This window comes from Flammeovirga kamogawensis (assembly GCF_018736065.1).
Taxonomy (GTDB): domain Bacteria; phylum Bacteroidota; class Bacteroidia; order Cytophagales; family Flammeovirgaceae; genus Flammeovirga; species Flammeovirga kamogawensis.
The window spans coordinates 3,679,583-3,694,042 of record NZ_CP076128.1; the positions used below are offsets into that span (position 1 = coordinate 3,679,583).

Consider the following 14,460-nt stretch of genomic DNA (forward strand, 5'->3'; position numbering starts at 1 on the left):
TTATTAGAAAAATAGTTTCATAAGAAACATTAATTAACGTTTAGTGAATTTTAATAATATGAAGTTATCTAAGAATATTTTATTTACCTAAATTTTTGTTCCAAGTAACTTTAAATTCTTTGTACAAGGCAAAAATATCATCGACATCTTCATTTAGACCATCTTCATTATTTACTTTAAGTTTCTGTTCAGATATTTTTGCTTTATCAGCTAATTTCATAATCCCAATAGTAGCAGCTGTACCTTTAAAAGTATGCATTATGGAGCGTATATTTTCGATATTATGTGAACTTTTAGCTTCAATTAACTCATTAATCAAACTATCTCCTTCATTTATAAAATCATCAAATGATAATTGAATGAGTTCTACTCCACCATATTTTGCAAGTTCTGCAGTAATACCATAATCAATAATAACAAGTCCGTTCGAATCAAAATCTTTATCAGTTCTAATTCCTCCTTCGTTATCATCTTCAGTAATAAGCTCTTCAATTTCAATATCTTCAGTAACTTCTTCAGTTTTGGTAGTATTTGTAGAAATTAAATCTTCTACTTTCTGTAATAAATCATTTGCTTTAATAGGTTTAGGTAAGAAGCCATCCATTCCTGCTTTTAGGAATTCAGCTTGTTCTTCTACTAAAGTAAATGCTGTCATTGCAATAATAGGAACATTTAATTCTGGGAATAACTGATGAATCTTTTTAGTTGTTTCCATACCATTCATATTTGGCATTTGGATGTCCATAAAAATAATATCAAAAGAATGTGAACCGTCTTTTAAAATTTCAATAGCTCTATTCCCACTATTTGCGGAGAAAGTTACACAGCCAGATTTTTTCAGGATACTTTCTGCAACCATTACGTTAACGCTATTATCGTCAACAACTAGAATTTTTGGCTTCTGAATTCTGATACTATTAGAGAATAATTCTTGTACCTCCTCGCTATTATTAGTAGGAGTTAGGTGATTACATTCTTTAATTTCTATTGTAAACCAGAAAGTACTACCAACTCCAATTTCAGATTCTACGCCAATGTCACCGTTCATCATGTTACTCAATTCTTGAGATATTGATAATCCCAATCCGGTACCACCTTGAGTTCTGTTATAAGAATCTTCTACTTGACTAAACTGTTTAAATAGTTGTGCTTGTCCATTTTCAGATATTCCACAGCCAGTATCAATAACATCAAACATTAATGTAAAGATCCCATTAAATTTCTGGACTCCATTAACGTTAATTGTTACGGTACCATTATCAGTAAACTTAATTGCGTTTGAAGTTAAGTTTGATAAAATCTGTAAAAGCCTGGTTTCATCTGCTAATATTACTTGAGGGACAGTATCTGTAACATTAGAAATTAATTGGGTGTTCTTATTTTTTGCATTTTGATGGAACAGCGCAATTAATTTAGAAATGGTTACTCTAATATCAATAGGTAATGGGCGTAACTCCATTTTACCTGCTTCAATTTTTGATAAATCAAGAATATCATTTAAAATATTTAATAGTATTTCTGACGATCGTTTGATTGTAGAAACATACTTTTTCTGTTCTTGACTTAAAGGAGTTGTGGTTAATAAGTCTACCATACCAATAACACCATTCATAGGTGTTCTGATTTCATGACTCATATTTGATAAGAATTGCCTTTTAACTTCTAAAGACTTTTCTGCAAGATCTTTTGCCTCTCTTAAATCATGTTCAGATTGTTTAATAGGGGTGATATCCCTAGCAAGACCTTCAACACCTGTTGGTTCTTTATCTTTATTGTAAATCAGTCTAAAATTGGATAATATATAACGTACATCTCCATTTTTATTTCTGATTGTACTTTCATAGTTTTTCACATATCCTCTTATGGCTAATTCTTTCATTAACCTAGATAAGTTAGACTCACTCAAATAATATTCAGTAACATGTTTATTAACTACATCTAATTGATCTTCTCCTAGCATATCTTTTACTGAAGGAGAAATTAATGTAAAGTAGCCTTCTAGGTTTGTTCTGAAATAAACATCTTGAAGTGTTTCAAAAATATTACGGAAAAGTTCCTCGCTATCAGCAAGGTGAATTTCCATTTTTTTTCTGTGTGTAATATCTTGTGTTACACCTGCAATTTCTTGAATAATTTCACCATCACCACTTTGCATCCTTACAGGGTTTAAAGTAATGGAGTGCCATTGTTCTTCTCCAATATGTGTTAGAAATTTATGTTCAAAAGTTTTGGTTTTACCTTCAAATACATCTTTTAAGATATAATCCCAATTGTTGTCAAAACTTTGATTTTCAGGAATAATATTAATTAAACTCATTCCTGGCATTAGTTCAATGTCAGAAAACTGCTTAATATATTCTGCAAATTGTTGGTTAAAACGAGTAACAGTTCCTTTTTTATTGAACGTCCAAATTGCTTGAGCACCACTTTCAAAAATAGCTTCTAATTGTGCTCTTTGTGCTCTTACTTTTAACTGGCTCTGATCTCTAATAATTGCAGCAGCTAAAAGCCCAGTAGCTAGATCAAAAAGATTAAGATCAGGTTTACTAAAGGCTTTTCTATCTGTAAAAGATTGTACTACAATCATCCCCATTTTCTGATTATTAGTAATCAGAGGGAGTCCCATCCAAATTTCTGGGACATTAATTAATTTAATATTGTATTGGTTTGCCAATCGTTCTATAACCTCTCGGTACATAAACATTGGTCTGTTCAATACATTTACCATTTCTAAAGCAAAGTCTCCTGCAGGAATTTCTTCTTTTTGTAGAACGCTTTTGTTGGTACTATTAAAAGCAATGTACATTCCGTTACCAGAAACTTTACCTCTAATAAGTAGGAAACTATCAATATCAACAACCAATTTCATGGCAAGATATACTTTCTCGTATAGGTCTTGAATTTTGAAATTTGATTGTAATAATTTCGCAAAGGTGATGCTTATTTCTTGCTCACGTTCTTTTCTCTTTTTATCAGTAATATCAAAGAGGTGTAAGCGGTAGCAATTTTTTGATGAAGCTTTATAAGATATATGACAGTCAGTAACTCTTTTTTGAGATTCAGTTTCGATGGTAAGTTCCATCTGATGCTCAATTATTGATTCTTCAGCCATTTTTAAACCAATTAATAACTTTGTTCTGTTATTACTTGGTATTAAGTCTACAAATTTTGTTTTGTGTACTTCTGAGTCAGACATTTTGATTAATGCCTTAAAGGGTTCACTAGCAAAACTAATGTTTCCTTGTCTATCAAATACAACAACCATTTCTCTTGAAGAACCAAATAGTTCTTTCATCAGAATATTACTTTTTACCAGTTCTTGAACATGGAAAGTTTCTTTAGTAATATTTTGAACAGAAATATAAACATGAGTAATTTCATCATTACTACAAGGAATACCACCAATTTTTATTTGATAAATATCGCCTTTTCTTGTGGTAATTTTTCCGGAAAGTGATTGAAGAAGTCCATTCAAAGAAAATTTATCTTCGTGATAAAAGATCTGAATAAATTCAGAATAATGTTTGCTAATTACTTCTTCTGGATAATAGTCCGTAAGCGTAAGCATAGCATCATTCCAGAATATAATTTGCCCATCTTTATTTAAGCCAAATGTAGCTACTTCACTAGCTTCAAAGGCATTTTCAAAAGTGTTGAATATATTCTCAGATGAATTTAAGGGTTTCGTTTGCTCTTTACTCATTTTCAGTCTTTATCAGAACTATCTTGATCATTATTATCATTAGCAATATGAATAGTTTGCGTCGGGAATGCAAAATCAACGCACATTGTTTCCGCTATTCTAAGTATTTTTATCATCAAATATTCTCTTGCTTGTAATTCTTCACTCCAATCTCTAGTGATAAAGAAAACATATAAGAGTACATCTAATGAGCTAGCACTAAATTTATTTAGGCGTACTTCATAAAAATCCTTCCTTGTTTGAGGATGATCATCTATTGCTTTTTTGATTGCTTTAATAAATTGTTCAATTTTATCAGGGGGAGTACCATAAGGTACAGAAAGGTATGATTTAAACCTTCTGAATTCTCTTTTTCCAAGGTTATCAATATCACTATCAGATAAGGTGCCGTTTGGAATATTAAGTAATGAATTTGTAAATGTTCTAATTCTAGTTGTTCTAAAGCCAATTTCTTCAACAATACCTTCTTGCCCTTTTATATTTACCCAATCGCCCACTTCAAATGGTTTATCGGCAAAAATCATAACAGAACCAATAAAGTTTTTTAAGGTGTCTTGAGCTGCAAAAGCAATAGCAACACCACCAAATGAAATACCTGTTATGATATGTGTAATGTCATACCCAAAGAAATAGAGTGTAAGTAAAACTCCTGCAGAAATAGCAATTATTCTAAAACAAACTTTTAAAACAGGAATTAAATTTTGATCAATTGCTTCTGATCGATTGGAATAAGTTCCAATTCTAAGAACTGAAATATCAGCAACCCTAAAGAGTAAAATAATAAGGTAAAAACAGAAAATTAATTTTGTAATTATGGCAAATCCATAAGATACATTACTTGGTAGAAGTAGAAAAGGAATAATGTAATACCATGCTAGCATTAAGATAATCATAGCAATTGGTCTTCGTAATTTAGGAAGGATTTTTTTTGCTATTCTTTCTTGCTTTAACTTAATGAATATGCTGGTTAGAATTCTTTTTGTAAACCAAATTGTTAGGTAATAAAATAGATAACTTATTATCAGCATAGATACCAACGTAATCCATTGCCAAAGTTTTATACCAAAATATTTCCCTTTCATTTGCTGTAAAGAGGATGTGTAAATCACTAGTTTTCTAGCAAAAGAAGGGTAGGTTTCTTCAAATATCTGATGAATTAGATTTGTTGAGTAACGAGAGTACTTCCATCTTCCATCCTGAAGCTCAATATATATATTAGGTAGTCTAGGACTTATATTATATCGGTGAGTTTTAGTATTTGGGTCAATATAATTTTTTTGGAGTGGATAGTCTTGTGAGTTGATATAAATACCTTGTTGAGTATAAATCAACTTTAGTTCAATAGCCAATTGTTTCCTCTCTTTTAAAGATCCTGATGATAAAGGAAAAATTTGGGCTGAAATATTGGGATGATAGTTTTCTTCTTCAAGATTTTCTAAATGCGTATGCATTGTGTGATAAGGAGAACTTAAAGAAAATTCCACACTGTCTAGCATTAAGAAGTTATAGAACGAATGATCGTCTGGATAACTAGAAACTAGATCATTTTTATTGCTATCAGTATTCTGACCGAAAATTCTCGTTGCAGAAAAGATAAAGATTAATAAATATGATAAATGCTTAGACATTGAAATATATAATTATTGAGATTTTTGTTCGTTGTTTTGTAAAAATAGGCAGCGAAATTTGAAATTGCCTAGTTCAATTAAATAAACTAAGCAATTTCAAAAAATCAATTAGTTTTTGTCTTCTTCTGTTTCTGAATTATCACCTGATGCCATATGAATTGTTTGTGTAGGAAATGCAAACTGCACACCTAGTTCTTCTGCAATTTCCATGATATCAAACATTAATTCTTCTCTTGTAGCCAATTCTACATCATAATCATCTGTTCTAAAAAATACATTTAATAAAATATCTAAAGAGCTAGATGAAAATTGGTATAATCGAACCTGATATCCTTCTTTTCGTGTTTGAGGGTGTTTTTCAATGGATGCTTTAATTCTTTCAATAAAAGTTCGAATTAATTTTCTTTCTGTTCCATATTCTATGGTAATCATTGTTTTAAATCTTCTAAAATCTCTTTTTCCCATATTGTCTACAATATTATCTGCAGCAATATTGTTGGGTAAACTGATTAAAGAATTATTAAACGATCTCACTTTTGTAGTTCTAAAACCTATTTCTTCAACAATACCTGCTTGGCCAGAAACAATAATAGAATCGCCAACCTTAAATGGTTTATCAGTAAATAACATTATAGAGCCAATAAAATTCTTTACTGTGTCTTGTGCAGCAAATGCAATGATTAATCCACCAAACGAAATTCCCGTAATAAGATTATTGATATTATAGCCCATCAATTTGAGAATTACTAAGAAGCCAAATATTAAAGCAATTAATCTAAAAGAAGATCTAAGTACAGGAGTTAGGTGTTCGTCTAAAGAAAACCTAGAGCTAGAACTCATCACTTTAAAAACAAATAAATCGGCTGTTCTAAAAATAAAAAAGGCTGCTGATAGACCGAAAATAAAACGACAAATAAGAGCTAAACCATAAGAAATGTGACTTTCTAATAGTAACAAAGGCAGTATCATATAAAAGAAGAATACCAGAATAGCAATTGTTACAGGTTTCTTGTATCCACTTATAACTTTGCTAATAAAGTATTCATTATCACCTTTTGTAAATAATGCTTTTATGATAAATGAAAGGAACCAAGTAACTATGTAGTATATAAAATAAAACGCAATGAAGATAGCAATTAACGCAGCCCATTGCCATAATTTTATATTAAGAAAAATCTGATTTCCTCTTTCAATTTTAGATACATATTTAATTATATCTCTAGAATAAGACGGAAAGGTTTCTTTAAATATTTTATGAATTTTTAATGATGAATAGCTTGAGTACCTCCATCGGCCAGAAACCTTAATCAAATAAATATCTGGTAACTTATCACTTATAATAAAACGTGCTTTTCCTGTGTTTTTTTCGACATAATCTTTTTGTAATGGCAGATCTAATGAATGAAGATAAATTCCTTTACCTGCATAAATTAACTTCAGTTCATCAGCTAGATCAATACGTTCTTCTAAATTACCTACACTAGTTGGTATAACTCTAGCAGAAACTTTTGGATGATAATTACTTCCTTCTTCTAGAAAGTCTAAATGGGTATGTAAAGCGTGGTAAGGGGTACTTTGAGAATATTCTACACTATCATAAATATAAAATTTATAGAAGTCATGATCGTTTGGATAACTCTCTAAAATAACCTCTTCATCATTTGCTTGTTGGGCAAAAACTGATGTGGAAACCATTAAAGTACAAAAGGCAAACAGTGTGTATAGTAATTTGGACATAAATTATAAAAACAGTAGTATATTTATTCGAAAATCGAATTTTATAGTTGCAATCCTAACAAATAAATTCATAATTATCAATCCCTTAATAATTAGAAATGAAGTATAAAGCGATAATTTTTGATCTAGGAGGAGTACTCTTAAATTTAAGATACGAAAATACACTAGATAAATTTTCAGAAATTTTAGAAAAACCTGTATCTCCTTTTTATACACAGAAAGAACAAACTGAATTATTTGATGAATATGAAAAAGGGAATATCTCTTCGGATGAATTCCGTTTAGGTATTAAAAAGATTGTAGGGGAAGAGATTACTAATGATCAAATTGATGAAGCTTGGAATGCAATGCTACTTGATTTACCAATTAAGCGAGTAGAAATGCTTAAAGAATTGTCTAAAAAATATCGAATTTTCTTATTATCAAATACAAATGCCATTCACATTAAAGCTTTTGAAACTATTGTAAAATCTACTTTAGGGAATGATTTTGGAGATTTTAAAAAGTTATTTGAGAAAGGGTATTATTCTTATGAAATGGGAGATAGGAAACCACACCCAAGTATTTTTGAAACTGTGATTGCTGAAAATAATTTAGATAAATCTGATACACTTTTTATTGATGATTCAATTCAACATGTTGAGGGAGCAAAAAAAGCAGGCTTACATGCACATCATTTATCTGATTTAAACGTGATAAAATTCTTAAAAGATGAAGGTATTTATTAAGGTAAACACACTTTACTTTTTTAAGAAGAATAGAAATTAATGTTAAAAAAAATAAAACTAGACCAATAATTGGAAAAATAGCGACTGTTAATGGATGTTTTGTAATTCGAATGCAGATTTTTACCCTATTTTAGCCAATTGGAAAATGTAATAGAATGAACGAATTCAAGAGAACAAATAATTTAATTGGTTGGACAGTGTTTTTAATATCACTCGCTGTCTACACTATCACAATGGAAGAAACAGCAAGTTTCTGGGATTGTGGCGAATTTATAGCTGTATCGTATAAGTTAATGGTACCACACCCTCCGGGAGCACCATTCTTCTTATTACTGAATAGACTATTTTCTTTCTTAGCTTTTGGCGATGTATTAAAAGTAGCATGGTGGATTAATTTCCAATCTGCTTTTATGAGTGCACTAACAATTTTATTCCTGTATTGGTCTATTGTTATGCTTGGTATGAAAGTGATTAAGCAAAAAGCAGAAGGATATGAATTAAAAGATAAAGTATTACTTTTTGGATCTGCTGCGGTAGGTGCATTAGCGTATACATTCTCTGATTCATTTTGGTTCTCAGCTGTAGAGGCAGAAGTATATGCAATGTCATCTGCTTTTACTGCATTAGTATTCTGGGCAATTTTAAAGTGGGAATTTATCGAAGATAATGCCTCATCTAATAGATGGTTAATCATGATTGCTTATATCATTGGTTTATCTATTGGTGTCCATTTAGAAAATTTACTTTGTTTGCCTGCCTTGGCAATGATTTATTACTATAAAAAGTATCCTAATACTATTTCAGTTAAAGGGACAATCATTGCAATGGTAGCTGGTGGAGCAATCATCTTAGGAATTATTATAATTGTTATTCCTGGTTTACCATCAATTGCATTTTCTATTGATAAGATATTTGTAAATACATTCGGAACTTCGTTTGGTACAGGTGGTTTATTATTCTCATTCACCTTGATTTTTGCACTTGCGTATGGTGTTTACTACACGCAAAGTAAAGAAATGGTTACGTTAAATAACTTCTTATTGGGTGTGTCATTTATATTGGTTGGTTACATGAGTTATACTCTAGTAATTATCCGTTCAAATCAAGAAACTCCAATTAATGAGAACGCACCAGATGATTTATTAGGATATGTATCTTATTTAAAACGTGAACAGTATGGAGACCGTCCATTGTTATATGGTCCAACATACGATGCTGAACATGTAAATACTGTAGAAAACGGAGATAAATATAGAGAAGCAAACAAGGGTGGAAAAGACTTCTATGAAGTATATGACCACAAAACAAAAGCTGAGTATGCTAAACGCGATATGATGCTTTTCCCTAGAATGTATTCTCGTCAGCCACACCATGCTCAGTTATATAGAGAATGGGCAGGGATTGCTCCAGGAGAAAAACCTACTTTAGTAAATAACTTTGTATTCTTCTTTAGATATCAATTAGGGCATATGTACTTAAGGTACTTTATGTGGAACTTTGCAGGTAGAGAAAGTGATGAAAAAGATGCTGGCTACCTTTTACCATGGGATGATTTAGAAGATCTTCCAGAGTTACTTCAAGAAAATAAAGCAAGAGCAAATTTCTATTTGTTACCTCTAATTTTAGGTATTTTAGGAGCATTTTATCAGTATAAAAAAGATAAAAAGAACTTCTTTGTTGTTGGTATCTTATTTATCACATTAGGTGCAGCTCTTGTTGTTTATCTAAACTCGCCACCTGTAGAACCTCGTGAGCGTGATTATATTTATGCAGCCTCCTTCTATGCATTTGCAATGTGGATAGGATTTGGAGCATTAGCATTAGGCGAGTTCTTATCAGAAAAAATGGGTGCTAATGGTGTTTATGCTGGCGTAGGTATGAGTTTTATTGTTCCTATTGTTATGGGAATAAATGGATGGGACGGTCATGATAGATCAAACCGTTTTCATTCAGTAGATCAGGCAAGAAACACATTAGCAAGTTGTGCAGAAAACGCCATCTTGTTTACGGGTGGTGATAATGATACATTCCCATTATGGTATGTTCAAAACGTAGAAGGTTTTAGAACAGATGTACGTGTAGCTGTATTGAGTTACTTTAGTACAGGATGGTATTTAGATCAAATGCGCCAAACGCAATACAAATCTATGCCATTACCATTGTCAATTTCTAGCGAAAACTATAGAGAAGGTAAAAATGATTACGTTCCTTTAGTAGAAGATGAAAGAGCAAAAAATGGTGTAAATCTAAAAGCATATTTACAATCTGTAAATTCTAATAACCCTGTTACTCAAGTAGGGTTACAAGGCGGACAGTCTACAGCTAAGTTATTATCTAGAGTATTTATTTTAGATGTTGACAGTGCAGCAGTTGTAAATAGTGGTATTATTCCTAAGGGAATGGAAAATAGAGTGCAAACGAAGATGGCTTGGAGATTGAAAAATGACAAGACTTATATCTTCAAAAATGAATTAGCACTTTTAGATTTAATTGCTTCGAATGATTGGAAACGTCCAATCTACTTTAATAATACTTCTGCAAATACCATTAATATGGATTTAAGAAGTTACTTATACCTTGAAGGTATGACTTACAGATTACTACCTATCCGTACAGAAAGTTCTGGAGGAGAAGTAGGTGAAGTAAATGTTGGTGTAATGCTAGATAACTTGAAAAAGTTTGCATTTAGAGGTCTTCAAGATGAAAGTGTTTATTATGATGATGAGTATCGTAAATTTGGTGCAAATACAAGAAATAATGTTTACCGTTTAGCAGAAACATTATACTATGATGCACTAATGCAAGATGATCCGTCTAAAATGAAACAATCTAAAGAAACATTGGATTGGATCTTAAAGATGGTTCCAGATGAAACAATTCCTTATAGTTTCTATGCTCCTAAGTATATGGATTTATACTACAGACTAGGTGATATTGAAACAGCTAATAAGATTTTTGATTTATTAGTGCGTCGTGATGCTGAAAATGTGAAATATTACTCAGAGACAGGAAAAGGTACTGAGAGTGTAGCGCGTAGATCATTAATTACTTTACAACAATTAACGCAAATATTTGAGGGTAATGTAAAAGATGTAAATCAGCGTTTAGCTCAATTATCTCCAGATACTCCAGATTTAGAAGGTAAATCAAGAGAAGAACTAGAAGCTTTAAAGACTGTGTTTGAAAAGAACGCAGGTGTTTCTAGACAAGTATTTTCTGAATCTTATCAGAAGATGACTTCAGCAAGATAAGTTGAAGAAATTATAAGCTATGAGAAAGTCGTTACTTTAGAAATAAGGTAACGACTTTTTTTGTCTTTAAATTTAGGTTTTAATAAAACCTTACTTTTGTTAATATCAATAAAAAGAGTAGTGATGAGTTATAGATAATTAATAACTTAAAATTCCAATTATCTGACCTCTGATAAATACTCTAAAAATGAACGAACTCAAAAAAACTAACAATTTAATAGGATGGATACTATTTCTAGTATCATTATCTGTGTATACCATTACAATGGAAGAGACTGCTAGTTTCTGGGATTGTGGTGAATTTATTGCTGTATCATACAAATTAATGGTACCTCACCCTCCAGGAGCACCATTTTTCTTATTATTTAATCGCCTTTTCTCTTTTCTAGCTCTAGGAAATGTATTGAAAGTAGCATGGTGGATTAATTTCCAATCAGCATTTATGAGTGCACTAACAATTTTATTCCTGTATTGGTCTATTGTTATGCTTGGTATGAAAGTACTTAAACAAAAAGCTGAAGATTATGTACTGAAAGATAAAGTTGTACTTTTTGGATCTGCTGCGGTAGGTGCATTAGCATATACATTCTCTGATTCATTTTGGTTTTCTGCTGTAGAAGCAGAAGTATATGCAATGTCATCAGCGTTTACTGCAGCTGTGTTTTGGGCTATTTTAAAATGGGAATTTATAGAAGATAATTCGGCATCGAATAGATGGCTAATTATGATTGCTTACATCATTGGTTTATCTATTGGTGTTCATTTAGAGAACTTACTTTGTTTGCCTGCTTTGGCAATGATTTACTATTATAAAAAGTATCCCAATTCAATTACATTCAAAGGAACATTGATTGCAATGGTTGTAGGTGGAGCAATCATTTTAGGGATCATCATAATTGTTATTCCAGGTTTACCCTCAATGGCATTCTCTGTTGATAAGGTGTTTGTAAATATATTTGGATTATCCTTTGGAATAGGAGGATTGGTCTTTTCAATAGTATTGGTACTTGCTTTAGTTTATGGAGTATATTACACTCAAAATAAACAGCAGGTAACATTAAATAATCTCTTGTTAGGAGTGTCATTTATTTTAGTTGGTTATATGAGTTATACACTTGTATTTATTCGTTCTAATCAAGAAACACCTATTAATGAAAATACTCCGGATGATTTATTATCGTACGTATCTTATTTAAAAAGAGAACAATACGGAGAACGTCCTTTATTTTATGGGCCTACTTATAATTCAGAAGAAATTGGAGTTGAAGAAATAGGGGCTAAATATAGAGAAGCAAATAAAAACGGAAAGGATTATTATGAAGTTTATGCTCAGAAAAGTAGACGTGAATATGATAAAAAAGATATGATGTTATTTCCTAGATTATATTCTACCCAACCTCATCATAAACCGTTATATGAAGAGTGGGCAGGAATAGCATCAGGAGAGAAACCAACAATGTTAAATAACATAGTATTTTTCTTTAGATATCAGTTAGGACATATGTACCTAAGGTATTTTATGTGGAATTTTGCAGGAAGAGAAAGTGATGAAAAAGATGCTAGTTATTTATTACCATGGGATGATTTAGAAGACTTACCAGAACTTCTTCAAAAGAATAAAGCACGAACAAATTTTTATTTATTGCCATTAGCATTAGGCTTATTAGGTGTGTTTTATCAGTATAAAAAAGATAAAAAGAACTTCTTTGTTGTTGCAGTATTATTTATAACACTTGGTGTTGCTTTGGTATTTTACTTAAACTCACCACCAGTAGAACCTCGTGAAAGAGATTATATTTATGCAGCTTCGTTTTATGCATTTGCCATTTGGATAGGATTTGGGGTATTAGCAGTTGGAAACTTTTTATCAGATAAAGTAGGAAATAATGGAGTTTATGCTGGTGTAGGGTTGAGCTTTATAGTACCTATTATAATGGGTATAAACGGTTGGGATGGTCATAACAGATCAAACCGTTATTATTCTGTAGATCAAGCGAGAAACACATTAGCAAGTTGTGCAGAAAATGCCATTTTATTTACCGGAGGAGATAATGATACATTTCCATTATGGTATGTACAGAATGTAGAAGGTTTTAGAACAGACATTCGTGTTGTTGTGTTAAGTTACTTTCAGGCAGATTGGTATATTAAACAAATGCATCAGCAACAATATGAGTCTAATCCATTGCCTTTACAATTATCGAATAATGTATATCAAGAAGGGAATAATGAAATAATACCTTTAATTGAAGTAGAACAGGCACAGTATGGTGTTAATATGAATGCGTATATAAATGCTATTAAAAAAGGAGATCCAATAACTAAGGTTGAATTACAAAATGGTACTTCTATTAACCGTTTACTATCTAAAACTTTTGTACTAGATGTTGATAGTAATAGAATTGCTCAAAGTAAATTACTACCTGATAATCTTAAGGAACGAGTAGTATCTAAAATGGTGTGGAGCTTAAAGCCAAACAAAAAAAGCATTTATAAAAATGAACTAGCCTTATTAGATTTAATAGTATCGAACAATTGGGAACGTCCAATATATTTTAATAATACCTCTGCAGGTACCATTAATATGGATTTTAGTAATTACTTATATCTAGAAGGAATGGCGTTTAGATTATTACCAATTCATAACGAGAATACTTTTGGAGAACTAGGTGAAGTTAATGTTGAAGTAATGCAAGAAAATTTAAAGAATTTTGCATTTAGAGGTCTTCAAGATGAAAGTGTTTATTATGATGGAGAATATCAAAAGATGGCATTAAATACTAGAAACAGTGTTTATAGATTAGCCGAAAAGTTATATTATGACTCACTGTTGGAAGATAATTTATCTAAAAAGAAACAATCTAAGAAAACATTAGATTGGATATTAACTACAATTCCAGATAAAACAATACCGTATAGTTTCTATGCACCTAAGTTTATGGGATTATATTATAAACTAGGCGATACAGCAGCTGCTGAGGAAATATTTGAAAAATTACTTCAACGTTCCTCAGAAAATTTATCATATTATTCTACAACAGGTAAAGGAGAAGTCAATATATCATATAGTATTTTGAGAAACCTATCACAATTTTTTGAGAGTAGCTTAAAAGATATAAATCAGAGGTTATCTCAATTATCTCCTGAAACACCAGATTTTGAAGGGAAATCAAAAGAAGAACTTGAAATTTTGAAGTCTGTATATGAAAAGAATGCCACTCTTTCTAGAAATACATTTTTAGAAACGTATCAGATGATGACCTCTGGAAGTTAGGATAAAGAAAATTGATTAGAAGAAGGCTATTCCTCCATTTTTGGTAGGAATAGCCTTCTTTCGTTTTTAATAATAACACATAATTATCCAATTTGTGTTCATCACTTTATAGATCAATTTTTTTTAATTAATATGGGTC

At 31.0% G+C, this 14,460-nt stretch carries 6 protein-coding genes; 3 read left to right on the plus strand and 3 right to left on the minus strand.

The genetic code is table 11. The features are described from left to right. Positions 1–79: 79 nt before the first annotated feature. The 3 genes from KM029_RS14820 to KM029_RS14830 form a co-directional block, all read right to left on the minus strand. On the minus strand, positions 80–3,703 hold the full coding sequence (locus KM029_RS14820; protein ID WP_215586343.1) for a PAS domain S-box protein: 3,624 nt from the start codon (positions 3,701–3,703) through the stop codon (positions 80–82). A gap of 2 nt (positions 3,704–3,705) precedes the next feature. Beyond that, entirely contained in the window at positions 3,706–5,331 is a 1,626-nt protein-coding gene (locus KM029_RS14825; protein ID WP_144073995.1) for a mechanosensitive ion channel family protein, read from the minus strand. 108 nt (positions 5,332–5,439) lie between these two features. Next, positions 5,440–7,068, minus strand: a complete 1,629-nt coding sequence (locus KM029_RS14830; RefSeq protein WP_144073996.1) for a mechanosensitive ion channel family protein — start codon at positions 7,066–7,068, stop codon at positions 5,440–5,442. A gap of 98 nt (positions 7,069–7,166) precedes the next feature. Here KM029_RS14830 and KM029_RS14835 point away from each other — a divergent pair, with 98 nt between their 5' ends. The 3 genes from KM029_RS14835 to KM029_RS14845 all read left to right on the plus strand — a co-directional run bounded on the left by KM029_RS14835 (position 7,167) and on the right by KM029_RS14845 (position 14,321). Beyond that, positions 7,167–7,796, plus strand: coding sequence for an HAD family hydrolase (locus tag KM029_RS14835; RefSeq protein WP_144073997.1), 630 nt, complete (start codon positions 7,167–7,169; stop codon positions 7,794–7,796). Between the two features lie 155 nt (positions 7,797–7,951). Continuing rightward, positions 7,952–11,047, plus strand: coding sequence for a glycosyltransferase family 117 protein (locus KM029_RS14840; RefSeq protein WP_144073998.1), 3,096 nt, complete (start codon positions 7,952–7,954; stop codon positions 11,045–11,047). Between the two features lie 187 nt (positions 11,048–11,234). Next, the gene (locus tag KM029_RS14845; RefSeq protein WP_144073999.1) at positions 11,235–14,321 is read left to right on the plus strand and encodes a glycosyltransferase family 117 protein; all 3,087 of its coding nucleotides are present in this window, start codon (positions 11,235–11,237) and stop codon (positions 14,319–14,321) included. Positions 14,322–14,460 lie beyond the last annotated feature (139 nt).

Excerpts from the sequence above, each read along its gene's own strand:
- KM029_RS14820 (WP_215586343.1), bottom strand. The coding sequence starts at position 3,703 with ATGAGTAAAGAGCAAACGAAACCCTTAAATTCATCTGAGAATATATTC.
- KM029_RS14825 (WP_144073995.1), bottom strand. The coding sequence starts at position 5,331 with ATGTCTAAGCATTTATCATATTTATTAATCTTTATCTTTTCTGCAACG.
- KM029_RS14830 (WP_144073996.1), bottom strand. The coding sequence starts at position 7,068 with ATGTCCAAATTACTATACACACTGTTTGCCTTTTGTACTTTAATGGTT.
- KM029_RS14835 (WP_144073997.1), top strand. The coding sequence starts at position 7,167 with ATGAAGTATAAAGCGATAATTTTTGATCTAGGAGGAGTACTCTTAAAT.
- KM029_RS14840 (WP_144073998.1), top strand. The coding sequence starts at position 7,952 with ATGAACGAATTCAAGAGAACAAATAATTTAATTGGTTGGACAGTGTTT.
- KM029_RS14845 (WP_144073999.1), top strand. The coding sequence starts at position 11,235 with ATGAACGAACTCAAAAAAACTAACAATTTAATAGGATGGATACTATTT.